We start from the raw sequence: 26,634 nt of genomic DNA on the forward strand, positions 1-26,634 counted from the left end.
TCATGTCATCCCGTGAGCTTGGCCCGTGAGCCTGAGACACCTACTGATACAGCACGCGGGCGTGATCCTGATGCCGTTGGGCCAGTTTGCGGACGCGCTTGTCATGCGGGATGGCACGGGCGGGTTCGGCCTGCATGTCGTCTTCAGCAAGCTGCGGGAACAGCGACAGCAACTCTTGCCGCGCCGCCGGTCCGACCATCTGCAACGCCTGCGCACCGCAATAGAGTGACTCGGTCGGCGCACCATTCGACATGATCACCTGGTGACGGTCGAACATGATGTGGAAATATTCGACCTGATCCAGATCATCCGCCAGCTCGAACCCTTCCAGCGCCAGCAACTGCTTGGCCGCCAGCAACAGCTCATCCGCGCCGAACATCCGTTGCGCGATCTTTGAACGCACAAGCACCCGGTGCTGCGGCGATACGACCAGATCACGCTGCGGCATGCCATCGCCCAAGGCCCCCGCACGGATGCGGATCGGCGTCAGGCGGGGGTGCGCGGCCAGATCGATCGCATCCAGTCGCTGCGACCCGATCCAGCGCAAAGGCTGCGCGCCGTCGTCGCGGGTTACGATCATATCGCCCACGGCAAGGTCTTGGATCGCGACATCGCCATGGATCGTCCGGATCATGGTCCCCCGGGCAAAACAGACGATATCGATCTCGGCATTATCCAGCGTCAGCTGACCGTTGGCATCGAAGGCGTATTGGATCAGCGCCGTGTCCAGAATGTTGGTCAGCAAGCCGCCGGTTACGGCATCCAGCCCCGAAAGGTTCACATCGGCTGTTATGGATCCAGTTAAAAAAGTAGTCGTCGTGACCTCGAAGGTCAGATCGGCATCCGAGATCTCTCCGTCGCTGATGACGAAGATGGTGCCATCGTCCCGCTGGAAATAGTTGACCGCGATCGGTTTCAATTTTACGCTGACCGATGCGACAATCAAGTTTAGGTCAATCGCCAATGTCGTCAGTTCACCCGACCCAAGGTAGGTACCGGGTATCGGCGTCCCTGCGACCACCGGCGCCAGAAAATCACCCGCCACGACCACATTCGGCCCCAAAGTATCGTCCTGCACGTTGTAGCTATCGATCAGATCACTGGACCCAAGGTTGTTCAGCACACTGCTGGCCGGAAAATCCAGGATCGGAGCACTGATCGTGCCGGTGTTGACAAGGCCGGCGGGTGCTTCTGTCAAAAATGCCATCTTTACCTCCAGATATTCAGAACATGAATCCAGACATCAAGGGTCCGGCCCCAGGAAACGTCCTTGGGGAATGCACGATGAAAGACCGTCGTTTTTCTTGCGCTTATTCGGGCGGAATATCCGCCCGCTCAGGCCCGTATAACTTGGATGATGTCATCATGCGTCCGAGTACCAGCTATTCGAATCCGCACCGCAGACCCGTTGACGCCGTCGCGTATCTCCGATCCGGAAACAACGCGTTTAACCATCATCATCCGTCAATCTTCGCGGCACCAACCGGGTTCAGTTCCGATCAAACCGCAAAAACCCATGCACACAGCATAGCCTTAGCAAACTTGCCGTTCAACGTTGCGGTTGGTTCCAAAGTATTAATGTTAATATGATTAATTTGTCTGAACGGGAAATATCTTCAACTTAAAAGCGAGAAGGCTATATATTTACACCATCAGGTTTTGATGATTTAAACATCACGTTGAATACATTAACGTTTAATCGTCATTGCGCCTTATATTATTCGGCAATATTAACACTGCACATAAAGAGAGCCTGCCTGAATATATGGCAGCATAGATCTTTTGCATGAGGCAAAAGACCCTTCTTCCGCCGAAATACGGACCGAATCACTTGCTCGGCGATGCATTCAATCTTGAAAAGCCATGGCAGAATCAGCCATTCGGGCCAGATCCGTGCGAATGGCCTCGATCACCTCAAGGCCCCATTGATCATTGGCATGGACCAGATCATCGCCCGGGTCCTTATAGTAGCGGCGATCCAAAAGCAGCTGATCGTCTCCGAACTGTTCGCGCAGATCCAGAATGCGGATGCCCATTCCGGTCAGGTGTTCGCTGATCACCCTGTCATGGGCCATCCAGATATGACGGTTTTCGGGCAGGAAACGGGTCGGGCCGAACACGCAGGTCACCATCGGCGCCTTATGCACCAAGGTCCGATAGAAACGCAGGTATCCCGCGATGTAATCCTCGGCGGCGGCACGCGCGATCCTGGCCGAGATCAATGTGCCGTCCTGCCCATTGGCCTGCGCCGCGGTCGTGACATCCCTGACGAAATGGATCGCCGTCATTCCGACATTCGCATAGATGGGCAGGTTCAGATCGAACGCCTGACGGAACAGCACGTCCAGCTTGGCCGCCTTGCGGGCGAAACGCTCGGTCCGGTCGGCACCGAAAACCGTGTCGTCCCGGCGCTGTTGTGAAATCTGGAACCGGGTCTTGCCGTCGTCGTCAGTGGTGAACTCGGCGCCGATAAAATTGGGCGCGGCGGCGGCAATCGCGCGTTTGAACTCCAGCCCCTTGGCTTCGCCGCTTTTGATCATGACCGACGCGTGTGAATCACCGACCAGCGCAGCCTCAATCACGGTCTTCATTAAAACGGTCCAATGCGATTTCTTCGCAGATGATGTCCTGAGCTTCCGTCGCCTTGGCGACGGCATCCTGAATGCGATGGTCCTGCGCGTTGGTTACTGGTGTCGAGGCCCCTTCGATGCCCAGCCCCTGCAGAAAATGCTGCATGACATAGTTGACACCGTCCGCCGTGACGGAACGACGATCCTCTTCGAACATCTGCCGATCCAGTCCGGGATTTGTGACGATTTCATATGACGGGAAATAATCGACGTCCGGATACAGCGACTGGAAGTGTCCGGCAGCCGCGCGCAGTACCGATTTCGAATGGGTCGTCGCGGTCAGGACATGATTGCCCCCCATCGCCGTGGCCGCCAAGGGAACGGGCGATACTGTCAGCAGCATCCTCATGGCAGGGTTGATCTGGTGCAGCTGATCACGGATCTTTTCCAGATCGGCCAGAATGTCGGGATACTGCAGGTTCTCGAAACGGTGAAGGCTGGCGTCGAACTGTCCACCCATCGTGCCGGGACAGGAGGAATAGCACAGCCCCGAGTTGTCGTTCACCCACCCTTCGGTCAGCCCAAGGGTAAAGATGAAAACGCTGCTTTCCTGCACACCCCGCCGGATGGCCATCAGCGTGGCCTTGCGGGCCATGAACAGCTCCTCGACGCTCTCGAAGCCGCCGGGTTCGATCTGCGGGCGGATCGGGTCCAGATAGACGTCGTCCTGCGCCCAGATTTCTTGATCTTGGCTCTCAGGGTCCAGCGCCCAGCCCAGCAATTGGGTCAGCATCCGCGTCGTATAGATATTGCCGGTGCGGAAGGAAAAGATGCCATATCCGAAATCGCGGGCCGTCGCGTCGTTCAGGCCATGCGGCGGACGTTCGGCCTGCCGCCAGGTGAAACCGGCCTGCACAAGCGCACGGCTGATATGCTGGGCAAAGCAGGACCCCGCCGTCAGGATCGGATCCTCGCGGGTCAGCGCGAACTTGGGCCGCCAGAGGTCCGGCAGCACCGTTCCGGCCTTGGCCGCCCGTGCGACCGAGGTCCGCCAATAGGCATGACGGGGCAGTCTGCTGTAGGGATTTGCCGAGGACATGCTGTGACCCTTATCTGGTGCCGACACGGTTGCGAAATTTGTTTCACAGAGTTTCATGCGATCAGATCGGTTTCAAGATCACTACAACTTTAAGGATATATTTTGGTCATCACCTGTCGCGCCAAGACGACATCGACACCGGTTGCCCGAATTTTCATCCGGCGACGGAAAGTTTTGGTGTCAAATGCCGCGCATTTCCGACTCTTCCCGGCGATTTTTCTGAACTTCATCTGTGGGCCGTGCCAAGCAATTCCGACCCAGATGCCAAGCATTTCCGACGCAAACCAGACCTTCGCTATGGGACACGCGAGGACCGGCAGAGCGGACCTAGCCGCCCTTCGTTAAATCTATCCTGAAGTCTGGTTTCGGATTGGGCCGTTCAAAAATGACTATTGTTGGCGGGTCCAAAGTAGCCTGACCGGATACTTTACCGCGACGCCTTTTGCAGTAGCCCAATCAGCTCGGCAAACTTCGCGCGCTGTTCTTTAGGGTCACCGCTTTGGATGGCGGTTTCGACGCAATGCTTTGCGTGGTTCTCCAGGATAAGCTTTTCGACACCAAGGATCGCAGAACGGATTGCCGCCGTCTGCGCCAGAATGTCCATGCAGTAGCGGTCCGCCTCTACCATACCGGCGACCCCGCGCACCTGTCCTTCCAGCCGGGAAAGCCGGTCCAACGTCCTGTCCTTATTTGCCTTCACGTGTCGCGTCTCCCCGCATTCTGGAACCCGCCATCGACTTCCTTGTTATATACCCCATACGGGTATATGAGCGAGGCAAGCGATGGCACTGAGAGACGACATTACATTGGATCCGTGCGCGACGCATCACGATAGGTCTGGCAGCAAGGGCGGCGGATACGGACGGTTCCTTTCGATGATCATGACTTCCACGGTCGTGATGTTCGGGCTGATGTATCTTAATACCTATTCGCTTGATCATGTATTCTTCTCGCAGACCCGCATGTGGATGGCCCTCTACATGGGGGGCATCATGGCGATCATCATGCTCGCCTTTATGCTGGGAATGTATGCCAACAGACGTGCGAACGTGGCGATCTTCGTCGTTGCCTTGGCCGCGTTTGCACTTGGCCTTGGGCTGGTCCGGTCACAGGCGACGGTCAGCGATGTGGCATAGATGAAAGCGATGATCCCACACCACTCCATCGCGATCCTGACCAGTGAACGCGCCAATATCTCTGACCCCCGCATGCGGGCGCTCGCCGATGCGATCATCGACGCGCAGCGCGCCGAAATTGCGGAAATGAAGCTCTACATTGCGGATATCGAGGCGAATGGAGATGCGCCTGCCGGCACCCCCCGCGATGAACAATACAAGTGACCCACAGCAGATAAACGGAGGACTTCTCATGCCGACTGAAAATATGATCGATGCCCCAAAGGCCGCCCGCGCCAAAAGCAAGGGCCCGGAAAGGACCGCGTCACTCTATCGGATGGCCATGCCACGCCATCTTTGTCCTTTCGGCTTGAAATCCAAATCCATGCTGCAGCGCAAGGGTTACACCGTAGATGACAACCTGCTGACGACCCGCGACGAAGTGGATGCCTTCAAGCAAGCGCATGGCGTTACCACAACGCCAATCACCTTCATCGACGGCGAACAGGTCGGCGGCTACACCGAGCTGAAGAAACATTTCGGGCATAAGGTGCTGGGCAAGGACGAGACCACCTATACGCCCGTCATCGCGATCTTTTCCGCCACAGCGTTGATGGCGCTTGCAATCGTAATGAACCTTTACGACGGCTTTCCATTCCTCACGTTCCTCAAGTGGTTTTTCGCCGCCTCGATGGTCGTTCTCGCGATTCAGAAGCTGCAGGACGTAGAGGGCTTCGTGAACGGCTTTCTCGGCTACGATCTGCTGGCCCGGAAATACGTCCCCTACGGCTTTGCCTATCCCTTCGCCGAACTCTATGCGGGCGTGGGCATGATGGCGCTGATCGGCTCTGGCTCCGCTTTGATCTGGCTGGTGGCACCGGTTGGCATCTTCATCGGCACCATCGGTGCGGTGAGCGTCATCAAAGCAGTCTATATCGAAAAGCGTGACCTGAAATGCGCCTGTGTTGGCGGCGGATCGAATGTGCCGCTTGGTTTCATTTCACTTAGCGAGAACCTGATCATGCTCGGCATGGGTCTCTGGATGCTGGCGATGTGGTTCCTAGCCTGAAACGTGCCTCACAATTTTTTTGTTGATGAAAACCGGAGAGTTCTAAAATGAACGTGACAACGACCGCCTTCGCAGCAGCCATTGCGGCATTTGCACTTTCAGCACCGGCCCTTGCGCAGGATGCCGGGTTCCGACTTCCCGAACCATGCACGAATGCCTCTGCATTAGGGGAAATGGATCATTCGGCAATGGCCCACGGCGGTCAGGCTGACGATACGGGGGCCGAGAGCACCAATATAGCTTCAATGCCAGAGCATGTGCAGGAAAACATGCGCAGGATGGCAATCACCATGCCGGCAATGGAACAAGGTCTTATGCATGAGGATGCCGATGTGGCATTCGCCTGTGCCATGATAGCCCACCATCAAGGCGCAATCGACATGGCGCAGGTCCTGCTCGAGCATGGCGATGACCCACAGATGATCGAACTCGCAGAAGAGATTATCGCCGCACAGGTTGGTGAGATTGAGAAAATGGCCGCTTGGCTGGTCGAGAACGCCGAGTGATAAGGGTTTGGCTGCATGGTTCAAGACATGCAGCAATCTCTTTGAGGTATTTCGTAAGAACAATTCTTTGGCCAACACGACCAGTGGCGCAAACGCAATAAATTCATGCTTCGTGCCGCTTAGCAGACGCTGGTGTCGATGGCTGCGAAAGTCTGCTTTCCGCCCAAGGCGTCATTCCTCCCTGAACGCGACGACACTTACATCCTCGCGCCAGTGGACCCGGCTTAGATCATGTGGCATCGCCAACAGAGCTACACCGCCATTTCTAAGCTTCATCGAAAGCGCCCCCTGTGGGCGCTGTGTGACCGCAGCGAGTTCACCTAAGGATATGAAGCTCTCTTGGAACTGGGTGAGGCTATTGGCCGCGACTACGGTCGTCCCTCGACGATAACGACCAGATGCGGCCAGGCCGCAGAGCACCCCGTGCTGAACCATATACGCGACGGTTTTAGCCGTGACACGCAGCCTCCGAGCGGCCTCGCTGACGGAAATCCGGCTCCCACATTGCGCATTCTCCTCGTCTGCAGCATTGCGAGATGAAGACCCTGCGGCTCGGAAGGATATCTTTTCGCGCTCGTAGGCGTCGAGCATTTTTTGGGTCCCGAAGCTCATTGGAATGATATCGCCAACTGCCTTAAGCTCTGCGAGGCCGCGGGAGATCAGATCTTCTGCGTTACGCCTGGCGTAGGCCCAGCACTTCATATGCGCGGGATGCCACATTGAGTTCCAGCCGGTCAAACCATCGCTCGCCCTGCCCGCTCAGGATGCGGTTGGTCAGGTCTAACTCGAAAACGCTGTAGTTTGCTTGGGCCACCGGTTGGTCCAAAAGCCAGCCGTGATACTTCCGGAGCTGCGCTGCAAAATCTTTGGCATCCTTGTAGAATTTCTCAGCAGGGAGGCACACGAGCATGCATTCGTGATTTGCGCAGCTTCTGATCGACGAGAATTTCCAGTGGAGGCGACGTGGTAAGCGCCATGACTCGGCTGCGGATGGAACCTCCGCCCTGACATATTGCGGACAAACCCGGACGCGACCGTGCTGAAAACTTTGAACAGAGGCAAATTCATCCCGCAGGCGAAAATGGCCATTGCGAAGATAAAGGATCGACACCTTTTCCAATGCGGCCGCATCACACCCGACGAGCTGGGCCAATTGCTCGATGGCAACCTTCTCACCACGAAAGAGCGGATCGACCGGAAACGCAATGTCACCGCAAAACTGCAACATGGAGCGGGCATCATTCCTGGCCGCAAGCCGCGACAGCAAGGAGGATGCCGGCTCGAACCCAACATGCGGTACCGTCAGCAGCAAACGCAGAAAGTTCGTTCCGGGGGTGGCAGGGAGGCTCTTGGCCAAACGGTTCTTCCGCGATCGGATAAAGACTGGCCTTACGCTCGCAAACCCCACTGGGCAACGCCACTCTGATCTCTGGAAGGTTCGGCTTTTGGGTCAGCGATCTGACACAAAAGTCGGTTTTGTCTGTCAACTGACAAAAAGTGTCGAATGCCATGCGGAACCGACTTTTCGCGGCAAATTTTTTGAATCTTATCAGTAAGCCGTGCCAAGCAATTCCGACCCAAATGCCAAGCATTTCCGACCCAACCTGACCTTTGGTGCCAAGGCGGCAGAAGGCTCGCTATGTAGAGGAGGTTAGCATGGTCCCCGGGTCGGCTGCCATGATGCCTCCCGCCCAGACCGGCCGCCCATCCGTAGCCGTTCGTTGCGGGACGCAATTCTATGAAGCGGTCATTCGCGGCATCATGAAAAATCGGATGATCTGGAGGGCGATACCATCAATAGTACTAAACACGATTGAAGATCATTTGAACTTTAGCTGGAATAAAGGCCCTGCTGCATAGCAAGGAATGCCTTTCTGACCGCTGGCAACCCTCCCAAACGGGCCTTTCCCTCACCTACGCTCCCAAATCGAGCTATCAGAAATGAACCCAGCTTCTTAGTGGCAAGTTCAGTCTCGCCTCGCGTTTCATAGGCACTCAGGACAGCAAGCAGCAATTCCCGCATGTCAGTTGTTTCGACTTCAGGCATGCCGTCACTTCTCAGACGGTCGGCGCGATTGTGACGGGTCTTCGGCGGGCTTGTGAAGAGAACATAGCTCAGGACATCGAACAGGTCGCTGTCAGGCGCATCCACCAATCCGCGGATATCGTTGAGCCGGTCTTGATCATACCCACGGTCGGACAGTTGACCTAGGAAGTGCTCTCTATTGTCGGGATCGCTCCACAGCTTGCGAAGCTGATCTTCATCCGCAATCAGTCCAGCCAGTTCGCCAAATAGCCGCTCAAGAAACTCGGCCGCCGAAATCGGTTTTCCCTCAGGGCTCCAGTAGGTCGTCGTTGCAATATACCGGATCGCTCTAGTCTTACCGTCTGACAGCTTAATAACAATTTTCTCACGTGGTGGTTCTTCCGACTCCCCATCGTCAGGCTTGGGAGGCTCGCCGTCCGGCCCTGGTCCAACAGGTGGCGTTCGAGGACTAGGCGGCTCTGGGGCCAGCGGCTCGCCATCCCATTCAGGATCGCTGAAGTTCTCGTGGGCTTTTACGAAATCCCAGATCGTGAAGAAGTCTTTGCCTTCATAGGTGCGTGTCCCGCGCCCAATAATTTGTTTGAACTCGATCATGGATCGGATCGGGCGCATCAGAACGATGTGGCGAATGTTTCGCGCATCCACGCCGGTAGAGAGCTTCTGGGAAGTGGTCAAAATCGTCGGGGTCGCCTTATCATTGTCTTGGAAGTTCCGTAGATGCTGTTCGCCCACGGCCCCGTCATCCGCAGTTACGCGATGGCAGTAATTCGGGTTCGTGCCATCCTTCACTTGGTTGATCAGGTCACGAACCAAGGCTGCATGGTCCTGCGTTGCGCAGAAAACCAATGCCTTTTGACGCTGATTGATCTGCCCCATAAATTCCTTCACGCGGCTCAACTCACGCTCTTCGATAACGATGCGCGTATTGAAGTCACTTTCAGTGAAAGCGTCGCCAATCTCGGCGTCACCGGCCACCAGCTCATCCTCGGGATGATAAACGTAGGCGTCGATTGTGCTGGCCATCTGGCGCACCTTGAACGGCGTCAGGAAGCCGTCTTCGATTCCGGTTCGCAGGGCATAGGTATAAGCTGGCTCGCCGAAATAGGCGTAGGTGTCCGCGTTGTGTTTACGCTTGGGCGTGGCGGTCAGGCCAAGCTGTGCCGCAGGTTCAAAATACTCAAGCAGCCGCCGCCATTCGCTTTCGTCTTTGGCCCCGCCACGGTGGCATTCGTCGACGACGATGAAATCGAAGAAGTCAGGCGGGTACTGCGTATAGACCGCCTTGCCTTCACCGGTCATGAAGGTCTGAAAGATCGTAAAGAACAGGCTGGCATTCTTGGGCGGTTGGCCGCCGTTCTTGCGGATCGTGTCAGGGTCGATCCGCGTCACGGCATCATTGGGAAAGGCGCCGAACGCATTATAGGCTTGATCGGCAAGGATGTTGCGGTCGGCCAGAAACAAAATGCGCGGGCGGCGAACCGGCTCACCCGACAGGTTCCACTTGGACTGGAACAGCTTCCACGCAATCTGGAACGCGATAGAGGTCTTGCCGGTACCGGTCGCCAGCGTCAGCAGAATGCGTCGGTCGCCTTTCGCCAGCGCCTCAAGTGCCGCGTTGACGGCCTTGTGCTGGTAATAGCGCAGCTCCCACTTGCCGCCATCCGTTTCGAACTCCACCGCCCCGAAGCGTTCGCGCCAATCATTATGGGTCGTAAAGGTCCGGTCCCACAACTCTTCTGGCGTAGGGAACGGCAGGGCCATGTCAGCCTCGGCCCCTGTGGTCATGTCAACTTGGTACCAATTGATCCCATTAGAGGCATAGGCAAAGCGCGACCCCAGCCGATCGGCATAATCCTTGGCCTGACCGACACCGTTGCGATGACTGATACCAGCGCGCTTTGCCTCTAGCACGGCCAGCTTCTGGCCTTTGTGGATTAGGACGTAATCGGCAGACAGCCCCTTGCCCCGCGTGCCGCCTGCCTGAATGCGGCCCGGACAGATGACCTCGCGACGAACCTTACTGCCATTCTGCCCCCAGCCCGCTGCAGCAAGAACGGGGTCAATACGCTCGGCGCGGGTATCAGCTTCGGTTTCGTCGTAAATACTCATGCACGGAACATCCTAAAATCGTTTTTCTCTCAATGTTCATCCAGTTCCGAAAACAGATCAGCAGTCTCTTCCTGGGCAAGAACGGTTTTGCCAATGTCAGTGCCGTCAAGCTTTCGAAGGTGGCCCAGAGGATACCAACGGTTATCGCTACCTTGGTAGAAAACCGTTTCGTAGATGCTGCCCGTATGAGCGGCGCGATGTATTTCATATACCTCCGACAAGATCGTGAAGGCATGATTTAAGGATATAAGCTTTTTGCCGCTTATCCCCTTTGGCAGCGTGAAGGGCGAAACGTCCATCACCTTGATCGCATTGCCTCGGACCTCTACCAGCACACCCCCCGTGAAATCAGGGGTTTTCTTTCTTTGCTCTTCGCTTGATGCGTCCAGTGTGATTTGGATGAAATGTGCTTCCGTCGAGTGCCAGCCTTTCACGGAACCCCACTCAACCTTTCCGCGCATGTCTTGCGGTGGTATCAAGTGCTGCAGAAGCGGCTCGGCCAACGAGTCATGTTGTCTAACCCGAAGCGCAAACATCAAATGCGCACCTGGGGCGAGAAACTGGTAGAGCTTACGCGCAGGCACCTCTCGTTGAGGCCAAAGTTTTGAGCTGGCCTCCGCGGGCAGGAGAAATTCAGCCGTGGTTCCTTCTACCGCAGTCAGCTTGCGGCCTGTTGAGGTCATCCAAACGCCATTCTTAAAAGTGACAGTAATACGAACGAATTTTTCAAACTCTTCAGTCATGGTGAGCGCTTGGGGTGATTAGCTGAGTACCGGAAATGGCGTTGGATTCACTGTAAATTTTCATGGGGTCTTCTTGTCAAATCATGTCAATTCGCCTGCGAAGGCTTTCTGCAAGAGGGATTGGCGGAGATCGTCGAGGTTCTGGAGCACCCGAGCATACCGCTTCTCTAAATCATGCGCATTCACTGATACTTCATCAAGTTGAGATGCTATGCCCTGCTGCTCTTCAATAGAAGTTGGAAAATGAATTTCGCACTTCTTTAAATGACTGAAATGACGAGCATAGCCTTTACCTTCCAAATTGATCGTTTTTAGGGCGTAATAATAAAAACGCGGATCGAAGCATTCGATAGGTGCCATTATTTGCGTACCGTCTGCGCCAACCACAAAATCGAAATCAACGTATTTCAGGGCGCGAGTATGGTCCCCAAACACGACGACAGGCTGCTGTAGATGGATTACATCATCTGCGTCACTCCAGTAACCGTTTATCAATGCCGCCTCTTGAGATACGATTGGAAAATCGCCTTTTTCCAAATAAGCTTTACGTTGGATTTTTGCTGGTACTTTGGTGCAATTCATCGTGTCTGCGACGGTCATTGTACGCCAGTTAGGCTTGCCTGAATGAACTGCTTCATCAAGGACACTCTCAAACAACTCCCGCGCGTTTTGGAGGTTAGCTTCGGCGTGGGCGCGGGCGCGGGCCAGACCCTCGAAGGCCTCGTCCAGAACCGCAACAATCCGCTGTTGTTCTTCAAGCGGTGGGAGAGGGATGGAGAGTGTCTTGATATGAGTTGGCCCCACATTCCGAATGGCGGTTCCACTCGACAGCAGCTTAAGGGGTTCTTGAAAGCCCTCCGACTGGAGAAATAGGTATAGAAATCGAGAGTCTAATTCTCGCACGGTTGGGCGGAATCGAACTACGCTTGTGTTCATCAAAAGTGGCAGGTCGCTTTTTTGGACTATGGCGCAACGACCAATGGTCCCTGAAATGGTAAACAGGATATCACCCTCATCAACTTGAAAGTGCTTCCACTTTCCAGTCGCGAGTTCGGTGTTCGCCGCCCTCGCGCTTGACATATCGATGTAACCATCCTGCACGCACCGGACGTTGATCATCGGGAAGCCACCTTCTTCGTACTCATACTTCCTAATGCCGGGCCCCTCTTGAATGAAGGCTACGTCCTCAATCTGCCTTACCTTCCACCCCGCCTTCACAACATCCCCCGAATATTCTCGAGAATATCCGCCGTCTCGGCATCCCGCGCCAGCATGTCGGCGATAATGGCTTCGGGGCTACGCAACGCTTCGGCCTCGGGCGCATTGGGGTTCTTAACCGACAGATCATAGGTGTCTTCGTCTAGATCGGCGCGATTGACGATCCAGCTTTTCGGTCCGTTGGGGCGGGTGCGCTGCAATTCCACGAACTCGGCCAGATCAGCGTCGTTCAGCGGGTTGGTCTTGCCCATGCTGCGCCCCGGATCGAGCTGGTAAAACCAGATATCCCTTGTCGGCGCGCCCTTTTCAAAGAACAGAACGACAGTCTTAACCCCCGCCCCCTGAAACGTGCCTTGCGGGCAATCGAGGATGGTGTGCAGTTCCGCCGCCTGCAGCAGCTCTTTGCGCAGGGCGACGCTGGCGCTGTCGGTGTTGCTAAGGAAGGTGTTCTTGATGACGACAGCAGCACGCCCACCGGCCCGCAGCTTGCGGATAAAGTGTTGCAGGAACAGATAAGCAGTCTCACCCGTGCGGATCGGAAAGTTCTGCTGAACCTCGCGCCGTTCGCCGCCGCCAAAGGGGGGATTGGCAAGGATGACGTCGTGGCGGTCCTTTTCCTGAATATCCATCACGTTTTCATTGAGCGTGTTGGAGTGGACAAGATTCGGAGCCTCGATCCCGTGCAGGACCATGTTCATGATCCCGATCACATAGGCGAGCCCCTTCTTTTCCTGCCCATAGAAGGTTTTGGTTTGCAGGGTCTCAAAGTCCGAACCCGACAGACTATCGGTGCGCATGTGGTCATAGGCTTCGCAAAGAAAGCCCGCAGAGCCGACAGCGCCGTCATAGATCGTCTCACCGATCTTGGGGTCGATGACGCTGATCATGGCGCGGATCAACGGACGTGGCGTATAGTATTCGCCCCCGTTCCGGCCAGCATTGCCCATGCGGCGGATACGGGTTTCGTACAGCTGTGACAGTTCGTGCCGTTCGGCTTGGGTGTTGAATGCCAAGCTGTCCACGGCCTCTAGCACGTCACGCAGGACATAGCCCGAGCGGAACTTGTTACGCAGTTCGGTAAAGACCTCACCAATCTTGTATTGGATTGTGTCGGCACCGGTGGCGGACTGACGGAATGACGCGAGATAGGGAAACAGGTCCTTATCCACGAACGCGATCAAATCATCGCCGATACGGGCGGTGTTGTGGTCAAACTTGCCATCAACTTTGGGCGCTGCCCATTTGTCCCACCGGAAGGCACCGCCGATGATCGGAGTGTAGTCGTCGCCGTTTAATTCGGCGCGATCTTTGCGTTCGTTTTCAAGGTCATCGAGATATTTCAGGAAAAGCACCCAAGACGTTTGCTCAACATAGTCCAGCTCGTTTGCGATGCCTTGTTCGGACCTGAGATCCCGCTCAATTTTATTAAACGCGTTTTCGTACAAACTACTTCTCCAATTATGGGCTTTATCGTCCCACCAGTCAGGGGCCGCTGCAAGAGGCAGCGACCCGCACGCAGGCCTATTATCGAGGATTATGGGGTGTCTTTTGAAGCCAAAATCGGCGTTCACCGAGCGGCAAGGTCATCGGCTAAAGTTAAAAAACGACGATCAGTTGATTACTGCTGGTATGAGGCACCTGTCATACACATGTACGAAGTTCGGCGTGACTTCCCACAGAACTTTGACAAGCCGCGACCGGAGTCCGATTGGTATTTACGCCGTTTGGCGCAGGCTAACCAATCGCCTGCCGCACGGCAGCTTTCAAACGATGGTGTTCGCGAAGCAACATCGTCCTTAGGTGATCATTGCAGATATCAGACGACACATCCAATTCAGCCATCCGTAACAGCTGAGACTTCCAGCGCTCAACGTCGCTATCCAACACTGATGCTCCTTGCGACAACCGTACGCGCTGCAACATGCGATCGCTCGTAGGCACGAACGTGTCGGCCAAGGCAGGTGACTGTCGGAACCCCTTCCCTATCCAGTCGCCGCCCCAAATGTATCGGGGCAACCCGCTCCAATGTCGCAAGCTGTCCAAGAGTGAGGAAGCGAGCTTCGAACTCCGCAATACTGGATTGGGTTATTAGAGAATGACGATGGTTAGTATCTGCGTTGAGGCGTTTCGCGTGACCAAGATACCCCGCCTTCCGAAGCGCCCGAATGGCTCCCACTCCGATTTTCAGGTAGGCTGCGGCTTCTCGCGGCGTAAGGTCTCGCGTGGCCACCGGGGTGTAGCGTGCGCCAACGTCCACATCTTGCGGCACATGGATCGCCTGAAGTCCTACCGTACCTGCCCCCCGGACAAAACCGCCAACCTTGCCCTGCTGCCAGAGGGTGATCAGACGAACAATCCCGACGCGCTGATTTTGGCAATGTTCGCGAAGCGGAAGGTAGGATCCAATATCGGGTAATTCAGGCAACGCAGCCGCTTCTGCCAAAAGCCGATTTACATCCTCAGTGAAGACATAGCGCAGCGCGGTTCCAAACCGAATCGAGCGCAATATTCCATTTTCAATCAGCCCCTTCACCTGCATCCCATGCACGTTCAACGCTACTGCTGTAGATTCGAGATTTCTCAACCCACCCCAGAAGTCGATCGCCCTGGATAACTGCTCAGGCGTTGTTTCAGTCAGGGCAGCGGATTGTGCCTCAGAAAGAATATCAACGTGACGGATCAGCCGTTTGAGAAAACCTACACTTAGCCCCGACTGTTCACGGGCGGTTTCGAACGACATGCGTTTAACGGCTGGTACCGGCCTGCCCAAGACGCGTTTCTTGGGTTTCATCGTGTAGTTCCGGACTGCAAACGCATGTACGCTATCGACGATAGATTGAACCTCGGCGTCCCCATGCGCTGCCCGCAGCCAGACATAAAATGTCCCCAGATCTGTCGAGAAATAAGAACGTCGAGCGCCGGGTCGCGATTTCAACTCCTCCATGCAGACCGTCAGGCTGTCTGGTCCAGCGGAGAGAACGCGTAGCCCCTCGACGCAGAACTCACGCTCAAGATCCAGGTCAACATTCGCAGGACTTGGAAGGAGCGATCCGCAAATAGCGGCACCGAGGCTTAAGCAAGCGCCGTGCAATTGACTGAGCTCAAGCTCGCCTAGCCAATCGGCCTGCGGCCCATGGTTGATCCTGCTCCTTACATACGCCTCGAATGCGGTAGGAGCATATGTCGGATCCGCATCTGCAGCCTTTTTCACAATGTCACGATGCCGGGCAATCTGGGCGATGACGTTGTAGGTTTCGTGCGAAGTTCCAGCACGAGGAAGCTCAACCAGAGGCACCTTGTGATGGACGCAGCCGTGCAAACACATGACGTTCCACTCCAGAAGCTGGTGGCCTCCATGAAGCCCGGCCTTTTCTAGCGCCTCTTCGATACATGCCGGACAGACCCGTGTCGCTGTACGTCGAAAGACGCCAGTACTGGTGCGGGTATGCCCGACCCGGTAGCGTCCGATCCCGATTTTTTCAGGGTTCCATCGAGCCAGTTTTGCTAGGTCGAGCCCTGCAACATCGGCAAGCCCAGATAGCTGGTCCGGGTAGCCGGAGCAAAGAAACGGCCATCTCAACCCAAAATCAGAGCAAAGGTCTCGCGGGAAAATCCCGTTTCTCGCCGCGATCCGCGAGACAATGCTTGCAGGGACCTCTCCTTCGAAGGGGGTAACAGTCAGCCCAAGTTGCCGTTCATGCCTTTCAGCGTCACTCATCATCGCCCTCGTCATCAAAGCATTGCCTCGGATCAATCCGGATGAAATCCTCCGCGAGAAACGGGTTGAGCCCCGGTATGGCCGCAGTCCGCATGAAGTAGACCTCCGAGAAGTGGCGCTTGGAAAGCTCTGCTCCCAAGCCGTCAGAGCGCAAAGCGCGCGTTAGGGCTTCGACGATGAACTGTGCCAAGAGGCCAAACTCGTAGTCTGCCGCGTGCATCAGCCTCGAAGCGAACTCGGTCGTTCTCAAGTCTTCATCGCGCGGCACCTTCGCCCTGTCACAGTAGCGCGCCACGAGGCCAAGGACCTGATCCTGCCCCGCGTATTGCGACAGGCGCTCGATTTCTATCGGGTACATACGACGCGCCAACTGCGCATCCTGATTGATGATCGACTTGAGGCCGGGCATTCCGGTCAGAAGCAGACCGACTGGCCACTGACTGTTCTCCATTAGTGATTTCAGCGTATTGACGATAGCCTGCCGCTCCTTGTCGGTCTGGTGCTGAGCCAAATCCTGCGCCTCGTCCATGTGCATGAAGAGAGTTTTTCGCAACTTGAACTGCTGTTTCACAAGTCCCCAGATAACAGCCGCCGATCGATCACGGACTAGCGGATAACCCGCAGCATGGAGCGCCGCCGTCGCCACGAATTTCATCGTGGCTGGCGATGGCACCTTGAGGCCGACAATCTCGTTGATGCCGTCCGGGCCGTCACAGACCAGTCGGTTCCGGTAGCGCCGCCTCAACTCTTGGATCGCCGTCGTCTTCCCCGCCCCTGAGCGGCCAACGAGGACGATCCCCCTTAGGTCGGATACGATGCCCTCGTCGAGGTCCGCGCGCCGCTGTTCGAGCAGCTGGTTAAAATAATCATCAAGACGGTCATAGGCCATCGTCGGGACATATGCGGACCGAATGTCTTGAATGATCTGGCGGACTTCGGGGTTATTCTTGCTCATCTTCATCACTGAACCTCCATTCGGGTTGGGGATCGACAGAAAGAGAGGGTTGGTCAGAGGCATCACTGACGGAAGGCTCACCCTCATCGGCGTGCTCCTTGGACGCTGCAGTTTCGGAGAGAGCGCCTGTCAGGCTTGCCGTGCCTACGGACGGATTTTCCTCGACCGCCTCGCCCGGAACAGTGCCGAAACTCAGGCCGAAGAAGCTCTCGTGCTCTGCCCGGCGAATATCCTTCGCAGATACGGTCAGAGGACCGATCTGACGCCATGCACGCTGGTGATCGTCGATCTGCTTGATACGCTCGAGTGCTGCATCGACAATCTCGATATGGAGACGCGCCGCGGCCTTGTTTGATCGGCGCAGATCGCGGATGGTCGCTTCCCATACAGCAAGAGACACACCGCGCGCATTCTGTAAGCCTGCGGGGATCGTATGCCATGCATCGTCGAACCAGACGGACAAACATCCCATGTCTTCGGGATCCATGCGCAGATCGATCTGTTGGGCACCGCGACGCTGGAAAAAAGCGGCAAGATCGCGACTGGTGTAGGCTATGCCGCAGACAAGTACGCCGTGCCGACCAAGCTGGCGTTGCAGAGGAATACCAAGGAAATGGCGCAGAGCATGGTGCGACTTGGCAGGGCTATATCCGTACAGCCCCATCAACCGATCCCAGGCATCCGCGGGTGTAGCATACTCTAAGCCGCGATGCGGGCGGTGATGGTAAGCGTTGACGACGAAGCGCACCATGAGTTCCACAATGCTGTCCGCAGTATGTAATACATACTGATCGGCCGGGTAGTCGCCACGTTCTTGTGTGTTGCCAAACGTTCGACCCGTCAGAAATGGCATGAGCATGGTGCCCAAAGTTCGGAAGACGCGCTCGATGCGCGACCGCAACTTCGGCACGCCTGCTGGCAATACTTCATATCCGATCCCGAGGTCCGATAGGGCGGCTTTGAAGTCCGGGTTAACGAAGGAAGACCCGTTATCCACGACCACGTTGAAAATGTGGCCGTGCTGACTCCAAGCCTTCTTGCACCCGAGCTGTCTTGAAATCTCGCCCTTGTTCCGCATGGCCAACCACAGGGTTGCCAATGCCGCCTCGACATTGGGCGTCCTTGCTACCTTGATGGCCAGGATCACACGTGTCGCAGCGTCGATAGCTACGCACATCCAGAAGCGCCCGGTTCGAAGTTCGTCGAACTTAGGATCGCTCACATCGATCCCCGCGCCTTCCAAGTACGCAAGGAGATCGATCTGCCATTCGTCCATCTCTATGCGTTGCAACGGGGCTTCAATTTCAAGGCCCTGACCATATGGGCCGAACTTGTTCTTGGCCTTTGCCGCACCCTCGCGAGCCGCATAGGTTTCGAACTGGTTTAGATCTTCAATTCGCCGGTAGACGGTTCTCTCAGACACCTCCCGCACTGTGAGCTGATCATTGAGCACGAGCGATTTGTTCAACTCACGAATGGCCCGATTTGCCTCGTCAGCCACGTGACGAACGTTGACCCGATTAGGGTGTAGATAGGTCTTAATCGCCGTATGCAGGACATTCTCGACCTGAGATGAGAGCCGCTTGGCGTTGGCACCGTTGAAGCGGCTTCTTTTAACTAAACACATAGGATCATGTGTTTTCTGCCACTCCCGCACCCAGGCCATAAGGGCAGTCCGCCCCGGATGCTTCATGGAGAGTAGCTTTCCAAGCCCTACCCCGTCCTGATCACAGCGTATCTGCTCTAAAATTTTGGCCTCGACGCGCTTACCCAACTCGGGAAGGAATGCGACGCACGGATCATTGGAGCGGCTTACTTCACCATTTTTTTCCGCATCGAGAAAGCACTCAACGTAAAGCTGCTTGCGGAAAATCAGAGCCTTTTCGGCTGCGCCCATCCGGCTGATAAGCGCGCTGCCCGCCAAAGCTCGGCGGGCAGCTTGCGCACCAGAAAAATACCCGTATTCGATGGATGCCTTGCATTCATCAATCATGCGCTTGACGTCAGCATGGCTGAAGCACAGGAGGTCTGAGCTTCCATCCAGCGGACGCAACTCCAGCGTGCGATCCGAGACGGCGCTGACTACATGTACGGTGCCGCCCGCGATCACCGCATCCGATTTGCTGATGCGAAGTCTGACCGCCATCAGGGCACCTCCGAATTCGAGAGCACGCTGGCCTCGGTCACAGGAAGAGACAGGTCCGTTAGGACGAGCCCATCGAAGATCGCTTTGAAGCCTGCACGGAATGCCCGCCCCTGCAGGCCGGTCGCAGCCACGACTTGCCCCAGAGATGTTTCACAGTTCATGCCTCGGAGTATCTGCTGAATCGCCACATCGGCTTCGACATCCTCGGCCTGCCGGAACATGTGCAGCAGCTCTGCATTGCGCACTTCCGCCGCCGAGAAGCTACCGTCAGTGACGAGTAGCGCATCGTCCGCGAACTGCTTGGCAATCTGTGTCTTGATCAACGCAAACTCTCTGTCGAACCCATTTCGTTCGGCCAGCACGCCGGGCTTGACGGCGATCGCGATCTTTTTCCTGTCCTCCAACGTGATAAGAAAATCGAACGTGTGAGATGAGAGCTTGCCCACTTGGTTGCGATAGGTGATCTGCGGCGGCTGATCCCAAATATCGACGACAGCTCTCTGCGACAGCAGTACCAAGAGGCACTTCCGCTCAAGGTCACTTTCAAAGATGAGCTGCCGCCAAGCCGCACTGGCATGTAGTTTTGCGACCACGAATCCGCGTCCGCTTGCGCGTGATCGCGCCGGGAACATCCGGGTCGCACGGGTTCGCTCTGGCGGGACATAAGGCCCCCCGACATCATTTTCATACATAGGCTGCTGCTCCCGACACCGGAGACATGCCTCTCGGTGCGACGGGTTCCTCTTTCATTGAGACACGAGGCCCCGGCCCACAGAATCCACTGCATGCTTGACCGAGGCCGAAAGTTGGATCATGAATGAGGTGTATCGGGCTTCAACTTGATACACCTGAAGGGCCTCTGGAGCTGCAACTCCGAGGCCTTTTGCTTTTCTAGGGCATGATTGCTCCTTCCCTTCGGAAGTCGGGGAACAAATCCTCCGGCGATGCGCCCACGGCCAAGGCCAAGGCTTCTTCAATGCGCTGAGATCGGCACATCCGCTTGCCGACCAATGTCAGCGCAAAGTCGCTAACCCCAAGCTCACGCGATATCTGCGCCAGTGATGTACCCTGAATCCTGAGTTCCGCTTTCAGACGCTCATGGGCGTCCAGATTTGCCTTTGTCGGGGTGCGCATCGGGGCGATCTCCAAGTTCCAAGGGTGCGAAATGAGCCGGATTCACATTTCAGCTAAGGAACTCCAGCCGACGCGGTCAACCTTACAAACCATTGTCCCAGAATAAAAAAATAGCTGGACCAATTGGTCCGCGCGGACCATTTGGTCCAGTCACTTTGTTTTCTTGACCTCTGACACGCTCTCTCAGGTAAGGTTCCTGAGTCGCCTCTAGAAAGCTCAGTCATTGGATCATCGGATTTGACCAAGTCAGATAAACAATACGAATTGATTGCTCGGCAGCTAGGTGCGACCAATTTGTTGGCGCTTCGCACGTTGACAGGAATGAGCCAACCGCAATTCGCCGCGGTCATCGGTTTGTCAGACCGTGCACTTCGCCGCTACGAGCGTGGAGAACGGGAGCTTCCTCTCGTTACAAGGATCGCGGTCATCCAAGCGTTCAAGAACGATCCACTCGCCAGTAATCAAATAGCCGCCGAGCTGGGTTTTTCAGACACCGACATCTCGCCAGGAACTCAGTCGCAGACGGCAAACGATGAAGGGTTCTGGAGAACAATGCGCAGAGAGAGTCAGGACCTTCGGAAGCAGCAGTATTCTGCCCTTGGACAGATATTGCTGAAGATCCGCGATAACACTTTTGCCAGCGCGACAATGTATTTCGCGGCGGAAAACATCGCATTGGCGTTCGGTCTTCCCTTCGGGTTTGAAATTAACGGAATTGACTGGATGTTTGTCGCCTCCTTCATTTTGATTGTGGTTCTGTTCTCATCTGTCGTCACAGACCTGCCCCTGTTGAAGGCCGCACAGCACGTTTTCAGAGGCATCAAGGCGCATGGTACATCCTAAAGAGGCATCGTGGTTTGGAGGGCGGAATGCGGCCTGTCAGATGTTCAGCTTGGGTATGGCGTGCGTCACGGAAGCGGAGGTTCGTTCGCGCCACAATACCCCCAACTGCCGTAATCGACCTGAAGGGCGGTGAGCGGACTTGCGGCGGCGCGGCGAACCAGCGGCCTCAGAACGCAGGAGCGGTCATTTGTTGCAAGCGCAGCACCGTTGGCGCTTTGACCGACCCGAAGGGCGGATTGCGGACCTTCGCTGCGCCCCCAAACCCAATTGACCAACTGCAAAAAGCGGACTCTCGGGGTCGCGTCCGGATCTTCTGATGTGCAGACGCAGCGAACAGCTGGTGAGAACCCGTTTTTCGGCTTCATCGTCATTATGCTTAAAGCCAGTTTGAAGGGGATGGCGCGTCAACCACCACACCCTTCAGGTATCGACCAACTATTCGCTGATCGTCAAACGGCATAGCAGGGTGTTGTCTTGCTTCAGGCTTTCGCCCCAGACCAACTCTGCACTGTCGTCCCATGTGACTTCGTCATAGCCGTCCTTCGGGCCGACATCGGCGGCGGAATGGACGATTGCGGCAGGCCAATCGCTGTCATCAAAATCGGGTGCGGTCCAGTCAGCCGGAATGTCAGTGGCAACAAATCCGCAAGCCCCTTCCCCTGCGACAGGGTTCGCCTCTTCGGCGCAAGACGGCTCTACCGGTGCGAACTGCACGACAAGGCATTTCATATCCGCATCGGTCACGGCGAGCGTTTTGCCAGACACCGCGTCCTTGAACTGGGCAATCATGCCACCGTCGCCCATTTGCTGGCGATCTGTGCCGATATATTCCAGACCGCTGTCGTTTTCCTTGAAATCCTTCGCCTCAATCGCGATCACTGCTGGCAGCTCGACCGAAAAGGTCGCGGTTTCTTTGTTGAAAGACCGCTCAGTCGTAATCGACACGGAGTCCTCAAGGACCACCTCGCCATTGGCGGACATGGTGAACCAGTTATCAACCCAAACGTCGGCGGTGATGTCGCGGGTTTCGGCCTGAGCGGCGCAGGCTGTCAGGGCTGCTACTGTCGCAAAGATAAAACGCATATCGTGTCCAATCGTGTCGAAGGTATCGTGATTTAGTTCAGGAAAGTGATGGAGTCGCCGGCAAGGACATGACCCTTCAGCGCGGCCATAACGTCGGTCCAACCAATGCCGATGTCATCTTGTTCCGGCAGATCAGCCAGCGGCGCATCAAGAGCATAGACCCAGATCGTGTATTCATGAGTGCCTGCACCGGCTGGTGAACAGGGCGGTGTATAGCCGGTCGCGCGAATATCTTTATCGCTGCCCTCTACCCCCAAGGACTCCGGATTGCCCTGCGCCACGCCGTCCGCATCGGCGGGTATATTCCAGACCAGCCAATAGTGGCTCGGCTCGTTTACACCCGGATAGGTGCCATTGGGGTAATGCTGCATGACGATGGCATAAGCTTGGGTATCAGCAGGCGCATTTTCCCATGACAGTGGAGGCGAGACGCCGTCCCCGCCGCTGCGCGTGCAGCGCAGATCGTCGGGCAAGGCAGCGCCGTCCACCAGTGCTGAACTTGTCACGGTGAACTTCGGCCCCTCTGCATGAGCGGCGGGTGCTTCACCCGGCTTTGGCAGCGGCGTTTGCTGCGCAGTGGCGGGCAATGCGGTCGTGCAGCACAGCAGGGCGATGGCTAATGCGGAAAAACGGGTCATTCGCGGCACAGCTCCTGCTCGAATAACTCCCCGCCGTTTGTCACGGTGCGGGTCTCGAAATTGTAGCAATTCTCGGTCTCGGACGGAGCGTATTTGATGTAATAGTCGCCGCCCTCATAGCTATAGGTCATGGTCCGCGTGCCGTCGTCATCCTGCACGAACACCAGGTCATCAACTCCGCCGCGCGGTGGCTGACCTGCCTCTGGCCCCGGTCCGCCCTCTGCGGCACCCAAAGGACGCACACGCGGCAGGGCGTCGATGTCAGGCACTTCGCCCATTAGACATTGGATGATGTAAGGCGCACCTTCGGACGTGTGATAGCGATAGCCAAAGACATCATCGGCTTGCCCGTTACACACATCCAGAACACCTTCGGCAATGGCGGTGCCGTCAGGATTGGTGTCTGCGTAGATCGGAAAGCCATCAAAGGCCCAGCCGATGATCGCATCGGAGCCCTTGTTCGCCATCTGGTCAATCATGCAGGTCGGGGCGGCATGATAGTGATAGTCATCACCACGCCCCGCATGGCCGCCGCAGGCATCAAGCTGACCCGTCGCGACGGTATCCAGATTGGCCTGATAGGTCCCCAGATCCTCTTGCGACATCTCTCCACCAGCGGTGTAGTCATAGATCGGCACCCCGTTCACTGCCACGCCAAGAGCCGCATCGCGGGTGTGCGGCGCAGTTCCTTTGATAGGGGCCAATGTAATAGGGGAGGCGTAGTTAACCGCAGGCACGGGCACTTGCTCGTTCGTACCAATAATCCCCGTCATCATCTCGTGGTCGGGATAGGTATCGCCAGAGATCAGGGCCTGATTGTCGGTGCAGGTCACCGTGACCACATCGTCAAAACCCGCCTCAGCGACGGATTCCGTCACCGCTTCGCAGTGAAAGGAGTCTTCATGGGCTTGCCCTGTGGTGGCGTAAAGGCAGGCCAGCACGGCTAAGCCAGGCGGAATGAGCAGATGTCGCATGTGGATGCCTCTTATAGGATATGTGACGGTATCGATGCTTATACGATGCGTCTGAGTCTTCCCGTCGTTTCATGATGGTGAAATGTACGCGGAATGGTGCGGTCGAACGTTTCTACCGTGCGACAGCTTCATTGTATGCAGGTTGGCATGGCCCCGCAATTCACTGCACCATAAAGTGAGCGTCGTGCTGAGACAGCAGCTATTGTCGGAATAATCATCAGTCATTGCCTTCGCCGCATTGTATAAGTTCGTGGTGCGCTGATTTTGAGCCTGCAATGAAGGTCCGCAATGGCGGGCCGCACCGCGGCATTTTAAGGCAGTGGCAAAGGACGGTCAGGGCCGTCCCTGAAGACGGCCCTGTCGTTTAGATTTCGATAGCTTCCGAGATAGCCAACGCATCTTCAAGCTCAACGCCAAGGTATCTGACAGTGCTATCCATCTTGGTATGTCCCAACAGCAGTTGGACGGCACGCAGGTTGCCGGTCTTCTTATAGATCTGGGTCACCTTCGTCCGCCGCATCGAATGCGTGCCGTATGCGCTCGCCTCCAATCCAATGGACGTCACCCAGTCACGAACTATCCGCGCATATTGGCGGGTTGATATGTGAAGCCGTTCGTGAAAACGGCCGGGCCAAAGGTACTCGGATCCGACCATCAGCGGGTCTTGCATCCATCTATCAAGCGATGCCCGTGTGCCTTCAGAGATTTCGAAGCGTACAGGTTTTTGCGTCTTGCTTTGCAGAACGGACGCGCGTTCCTTGATCTGACTGGACGCCATCACATCAACGACTTTCATCTTAACAAGATCACAACCGCGCAGCTTGCTGTCGATGGCCAGATTGAAGAGTGCCAGATCCCGCTGGTTCTCGGCCAGCTCAAGCCGAACGCGAATCGCCCAGACATGTTTGGGCTTGAGTGGTCGTTTCTGACCGACGATCCGGCCCTTGTTCCAGGCCGGACGAAGCGCGCGAATGGCGGGTAAGTTTGGTGCTTGCATGACTGATACTCCGATCCACCATGCCCTCCCCAATCGACAACCCGACGTTGACAAGACATCATATCACATGATGCCGCGTTGCATCCGAGGCCGGCTCTGAGCCCCATCTACCGGTTTTCTACAATGCAGCGAACGACTGCTATTACAGTAAATATCAAGCTAGGCGTTTTGCTGGCGTGCGAATGCCAACCACTTTTGGTGCTTCTATGAGGTGTACCGTTTAGCCGCTCTTAATGCGTTCAGATTGCTTATCGCATGTTCCTCGAACAGCCACTAAACACGGCGTTGCGGACGTTAGAACTTAAACAGCACGAATTGGTCCAACTAAAATGAAAGTCGCACAGCCTAGATTGGGCAAAAATGGAACGATATTTCTTCTAATTGCTTTAGGCGCATTTCCACCTTTGACCATTGACCTGTATCTACCCGCGCTGCCCCAAATGACCGAGACCTTCGCGACCACCCAAAGTAAGGTGAACCTGACGCTTGCGGCCTACATGATTGCCTTTGCCATCGGCATCCTGTTTTGGGGACCGCTAAGCGAACGGACTGGGCGCAGGCCGCTTCTGTTTGTGACACTCGCCCTTTACATCGTATCCAGTATCCTTAGCGCATTGGCCCCGCAAATTGAGCATTTGATTGGATTTCGGATCATTCAAGGGTTTGCAGGCGGCGGTGTGGCCGTCGTGGGAACAACTATCGTGAAGGATCTGTTCGATGGGCGCGAACGTGAACGCGTGATGGCCATGATGATGTCACTGGGTATCATTGCCCCTATGGTCGCCCCCGTTTTAGGGGCGTTCCTGTTGAAAATAGCATCTTGGCACATGATGTTCGTGGCCTTGGCCGTCTTTGCATCCATCGTATTTATACTTGTCGTATTCTATCAAGAAACGCTGGCCGAAAAATCGACAGGACCGCTATATCAATCTTGGGTCAGACTTGGAGTTGTCGTCCTCAATCCAAAATTTGCTTACCTTCTGGTGATCTTCGCAGCGGCACCGATGTGCTTGTTGTCGTTCTTGGGTATCGCCGCCTACGTCTATGTGGATGGTTTTGGCCTGTCTGAACAGGCGTTCAGTTTTATCTTCGCGTTCAACGCAGCCTGCGCCACGTTAGGGCCGATTTTGTACCTGCGGCTATCTCGTAAGGTAAAGGTCGAAACTATTGTGCAGGGGTGTTTTGGTCTTATCACCTTGTCAGGATTTGTAATGCTGCTGATAGGGTCCATGTCGCCTTGGCTATTTGCATTCGTAGCAGCACTTAACACCGTTGCGGTGATTGTCTTGCGTGTTCCAGGCGCAAACCTGCTGCTCGATCAACAGACACGCGATACAGGATCGGCCGCAGCGCTCATCCAATTCAGCGCCACCATTCTGGGCGCAATAGGCATCCAGATTGTATCGGCCCGCCCGGGTAATCTTATTCAAAGTTATGGTTGTTTACTAATTGTTATCGGTGCCATCTGCGGCCTTCTTTGGTTATTGGTCCGCAATAAACGCTTTGTGGCAGAAAATGTGACAAAGCCGATTGAAGGTCGCTGAGAGATGTACGCTGGCTGTAAGCGGACGAGACTACAGTCTTCGCGAAAGAAAGTTTTGTCCCGCACAGCGGACCTCTGGGCCGTCAATATGCTGCGCAACGGTTGAATGTCTGAAGTGGTCCCACTT

At 55.8% G+C, this 26,634-nt stretch carries 23 protein-coding genes and 1 pseudogene; 5 read left to right on the top strand and 19 right to left on the bottom strand.

The window, feature by feature from the left end; all coding sequences use genetic code 11:
* Window positions 1–40 precede the first annotated feature (40 nt).
* The 4 genes from SJY40_RS10915 to SJY40_RS10930 form a co-directional block, all read right to left on the bottom strand.
* On the bottom strand, window positions 41–1,207 hold the full coding sequence (locus SJY40_RS10915; RefSeq protein ID WP_378946198.1) for a Hint domain-containing protein: 1,167 nt from the start codon (window positions 1,205–1,207) through the stop codon (window positions 41–43).
* A 640-nt stretch (window positions 1,208–1,847) separates the two neighbouring features.
* Window positions 1,848–2,591 carry a hypothetical protein gene (locus SJY40_RS10920; RefSeq protein WP_378946201.1) on the bottom strand — a complete coding sequence of 248 codons (744 nt, stop codon included), beginning with the start codon at window positions 2,589–2,591 and terminating at the stop codon, window positions 1,848–1,850.
* Window positions 2,575–3,669 (bottom strand): GSCFA domain-containing protein, encoded by a 1,095-nt coding sequence (locus SJY40_RS10925; protein ID WP_378946204.1) that lies wholly within the window; start codon window positions 3,667–3,669, stop codon window positions 2,575–2,577. Before SJY40_RS10925 ends, SJY40_RS10920 begins: the two co-directional genes overlap by 17 nt.
* Window positions 3,670–4,096: 427 nt before the next feature.
* Window positions 4,097–4,345 carry a metal-sensitive transcriptional regulator gene (locus tag SJY40_RS10930; RefSeq protein WP_378946207.1) on the bottom strand — a complete coding sequence of 83 codons (249 nt, stop codon included), beginning with the start codon at window positions 4,343–4,345 and terminating at the stop codon, window positions 4,097–4,099.
* Between the two features lie 199 nt (window positions 4,346–4,544).
* On the opposite strand from SJY40_RS10930, the pseudogene SJY40_RS10935 reads away from it, so the two are divergent.
* The 3 genes and pseudogenes from SJY40_RS10935 (at window position 4,545) to SJY40_RS10945 (ending at window position 6,359) form a co-directional block, all read left to right on the top strand.
* Window positions 4,545–5,009, top strand: a pseudogene (locus SJY40_RS10935) (DUF305 domain-containing protein).
* A gap of 28 nt (window positions 5,010–5,037) precedes the next feature.
* A complete protein-coding gene (locus SJY40_RS10940; protein ID WP_378948395.1) occupies window positions 5,038–5,853 on the top strand; it encodes a MauE/DoxX family redox-associated membrane protein in 816 nt (271 codons plus the stop codon).
* Between the two features lie 47 nt (window positions 5,854–5,900).
* Window positions 5,901–6,359: a DUF305 domain-containing protein gene (locus SJY40_RS10945; RefSeq protein ID WP_378946210.1), complete on the top strand. Its 459-nt coding sequence runs from the start codon at window positions 5,901–5,903 to the stop codon at window positions 6,357–6,359.
* A 171-nt stretch (window positions 6,360–6,530) separates the two neighbouring features.
* Here the strand turns inward: SJY40_RS10945 and SJY40_RS10950 are convergent, their stop codons facing one another.
* The 11 genes from SJY40_RS10950 to SJY40_RS11000 form a co-directional block, all read right to left on the bottom strand.
* Window positions 6,531–7,061: a hypothetical protein gene (locus SJY40_RS10950; protein ID WP_378946212.1), complete on the bottom strand. Its 531-nt coding sequence runs from the start codon at window positions 7,059–7,061 to the stop codon at window positions 6,531–6,533.
* Window positions 7,033–7,716, bottom strand: a complete 684-nt coding sequence (locus SJY40_RS10955; protein ID WP_378946215.1) for a TniQ family protein — start codon at window positions 7,714–7,716, stop codon at window positions 7,033–7,035. The genes SJY40_RS10950 and SJY40_RS10955 overlap by 29 nt, the downstream gene beginning before the upstream one ends.
* 474 nt (window positions 7,717–8,190) lie before the next feature.
* A complete protein-coding gene (gene hsdR / locus SJY40_RS10960) occupies window positions 8,191–10,515 on the bottom strand; it encodes an EcoAI/FtnUII family type I restriction enzme subunit R (RefSeq protein ID WP_378946217.1) in 2,325 nt (774 codons plus the stop codon).
* A 29-nt stretch (window positions 10,516–10,544) separates the two neighbouring features.
* Window positions 10,545–11,258 (bottom strand): hypothetical protein, encoded by a 714-nt coding sequence (locus SJY40_RS10965; protein WP_378946220.1) that lies wholly within the window; start codon window positions 11,256–11,258, stop codon window positions 10,545–10,547.
* A gap of 81 nt (window positions 11,259–11,339) precedes the next feature.
* Entirely contained in the window at window positions 11,340–12,476 is a 1,137-nt protein-coding gene (locus tag SJY40_RS10970; protein WP_378946222.1) for a restriction endonuclease subunit S, read from the bottom strand.
* The gene (locus SJY40_RS10975; protein WP_378946225.1) at window positions 12,473–13,921 is read right to left on the bottom strand and encodes an N-6 DNA methylase; all 1,449 of its coding nucleotides are present in this window, start codon (window positions 13,919–13,921) and stop codon (window positions 12,473–12,475) included. The genes SJY40_RS10970 and SJY40_RS10975 overlap by 4 nt, the downstream gene beginning before the upstream one ends.
* Window positions 13,922–14,352: 431 nt before the next feature.
* Window positions 14,353–16,194: a TniQ family protein gene (locus SJY40_RS10980; RefSeq protein WP_378946228.1), complete on the bottom strand. Its 1,842-nt coding sequence runs from the start codon at window positions 16,192–16,194 to the stop codon at window positions 14,353–14,355.
* Window positions 16,187–17,155, bottom strand: a complete 969-nt coding sequence (locus SJY40_RS10985; protein WP_378946230.1) for an ATP-binding protein — start codon at window positions 17,153–17,155, stop codon at window positions 16,187–16,189. The genes SJY40_RS10980 and SJY40_RS10985 overlap by 8 nt, the downstream gene beginning before the upstream one ends.
* Window positions 17,136–19,295: a hypothetical protein gene (locus SJY40_RS10990; RefSeq protein ID WP_378946233.1), complete on the bottom strand. Its 2,160-nt coding sequence runs from the start codon at window positions 19,293–19,295 to the stop codon at window positions 17,136–17,138. The genes SJY40_RS10985 and SJY40_RS10990 overlap by 20 nt, the downstream gene beginning before the upstream one ends.
* Window positions 19,295–19,813: a TnsA endonuclease N-terminal domain-containing protein gene (locus SJY40_RS10995; RefSeq protein WP_378946236.1), complete on the bottom strand. Its 519-nt coding sequence runs from the start codon at window positions 19,811–19,813 to the stop codon at window positions 19,295–19,297. Before SJY40_RS10995 ends, SJY40_RS10990 begins: the two co-directional genes overlap by 1 nt.
* A gap of 373 nt (window positions 19,814–20,186) precedes the next feature.
* A complete protein-coding gene (locus SJY40_RS11000; RefSeq protein ID WP_378946239.1) occupies window positions 20,187–20,444 on the bottom strand; it encodes a transcriptional regulator in 258 nt (85 codons plus the stop codon).
* 222 nt (window positions 20,445–20,666) lie between these two features.
* On the opposite strand from SJY40_RS11000, the gene SJY40_RS11005 reads away from it, so the two are divergent.
* Entirely contained in the window at window positions 20,667–21,272 is a 606-nt protein-coding gene (locus SJY40_RS11005) for a helix-turn-helix domain-containing protein (RefSeq protein WP_378946242.1), read from the top strand.
* A 435-nt stretch (window positions 21,273–21,707) separates the two neighbouring features.
* Here SJY40_RS11005 and SJY40_RS11010 read toward each other — a convergent pair whose 3' ends face one another.
* The 4 genes from SJY40_RS11010 to SJY40_RS11025 form a co-directional block, all read right to left on the bottom strand.
* On the bottom strand, window positions 21,708–22,355 hold the full coding sequence (locus SJY40_RS11010) for a PEBP family protein (RefSeq protein WP_378943078.1): 648 nt from the start codon (window positions 22,353–22,355) through the stop codon (window positions 21,708–21,710).
* A gap of 32 nt (window positions 22,356–22,387) precedes the next feature.
* Window positions 22,388–22,993: a YbhB/YbcL family Raf kinase inhibitor-like protein gene (locus tag SJY40_RS11015; RefSeq protein ID WP_378946245.1), complete on the bottom strand. Its 606-nt coding sequence runs from the start codon at window positions 22,991–22,993 to the stop codon at window positions 22,388–22,390.
* A complete protein-coding gene (locus SJY40_RS11020; protein WP_378946247.1) occupies window positions 22,990–23,967 on the bottom strand; it encodes a YHYH protein in 978 nt (325 codons plus the stop codon). The genes SJY40_RS11015 and SJY40_RS11020 overlap by 4 nt, the downstream gene beginning before the upstream one ends.
* Window positions 23,968–24,331: 364 nt before the next feature.
* Complete coding sequence (locus SJY40_RS11025) at window positions 24,332–24,964, bottom strand: tyrosine-type recombinase/integrase (protein WP_378946250.1); 633 nt, start codon at window positions 24,962–24,964, stop codon at window positions 24,332–24,334.
* 329 nt (window positions 24,965–25,293) lie between these two features.
* On the opposite strand from SJY40_RS11025, the gene SJY40_RS11030 reads away from it, so the two are divergent.
* Entirely contained in the window at window positions 25,294–26,508 is a 1,215-nt protein-coding gene (locus tag SJY40_RS11030) for a multidrug effflux MFS transporter (RefSeq protein ID WP_378946252.1), read from the top strand.
* Window positions 26,509–26,634 lie beyond the last annotated feature (126 nt).

Source organism: Paracoccus sp. R86501, assembly GCF_042466435.1.
Lineage (GTDB): Bacteria > Pseudomonadota > Alphaproteobacteria > Rhodobacterales > Rhodobacteraceae > Paracoccus.

Excerpts from the sequence above, each read along its gene's own strand:
- SJY40_RS10980 (WP_378946228.1), bottom strand. The coding sequence starts at position 16,194 with ATGAGTGACGCTGAAAGGCATGAACGGCAACTTGGGCTGACTGTTACC.
- SJY40_RS11030 (WP_378946252.1), top strand. The coding sequence starts at position 25,294 with ATGAAAGTCGCACAGCCTAGATTGGGCAAAAATGGAACGATATTTCTT.
- SJY40_RS10945 (WP_378946210.1), top strand. The coding sequence starts at position 5,901 with ATGAACGTGACAACGACCGCCTTCGCAGCAGCCATTGCGGCATTTGCA.
- SJY40_RS10965 (WP_378946220.1), bottom strand. The coding sequence starts at position 11,258 with ATGACTGAAGAGTTTGAAAAATTCGTTCGTATTACTGTCACTTTTAAG.
- SJY40_RS10915 (WP_378946198.1), bottom strand. The coding sequence starts at position 1,207 with ATGGCATTTTTGACAGAAGCACCCGCCGGCCTTGTCAACACCGGCACG.
- SJY40_RS11015 (WP_378946245.1), bottom strand. The coding sequence starts at position 22,993 with ATGACCCGTTTTTCCGCATTAGCCATCGCCCTGCTGTGCTGCACGACC.
- SJY40_RS10985 (WP_378946230.1), bottom strand. The coding sequence starts at position 17,155 with ATGAAGATGAGCAAGAATAACCCCGAAGTCCGCCAGATCATTCAAGAC.
- SJY40_RS11010 (WP_378943078.1), bottom strand. The coding sequence starts at position 22,355 with ATGCGTTTTATCTTTGCGACAGTAGCAGCCCTGACAGCCTGCGCCGCT.
- SJY40_RS10990 (WP_378946233.1), bottom strand. The coding sequence starts at position 19,295 with ATGGCGGTCAGACTTCGCATCAGCAAATCGGATGCGGTGATCGCGGGC.
- SJY40_RS11020 (WP_378946247.1), bottom strand. The coding sequence starts at position 23,967 with ATGCGACATCTGCTCATTCCGCCTGGCTTAGCCGTGCTGGCCTGCCTT.
- hsdR (WP_378946217.1), bottom strand. The coding sequence starts at position 10,515 with ATGAGTATTTACGACGAAACCGAAGCTGATACCCGCGCCGAGCGTATT.
- SJY40_RS10920 (WP_378946201.1), bottom strand. The coding sequence starts at position 2,591 with ATGAAGACCGTGATTGAGGCTGCGCTGGTCGGTGATTCACACGCGTCG.
- SJY40_RS11025 (WP_378946250.1), bottom strand. The coding sequence starts at position 24,964 with ATGCAAGCACCAAACTTACCCGCCATTCGCGCGCTTCGTCCGGCCTGG.
- SJY40_RS10950 (WP_378946212.1), bottom strand. The coding sequence starts at position 7,061 with ATGAAGTGCTGGGCCTACGCCAGGCGTAACGCAGAAGATCTGATCTCC.
- SJY40_RS10940 (WP_378948395.1), top strand. The coding sequence starts at position 5,038 with ATGCCGACTGAAAATATGATCGATGCCCCAAAGGCCGCCCGCGCCAAA.
- SJY40_RS10925 (WP_378946204.1), bottom strand. The coding sequence starts at position 3,669 with ATGTCCTCGGCAAATCCCTACAGCAGACTGCCCCGTCATGCCTATTGG.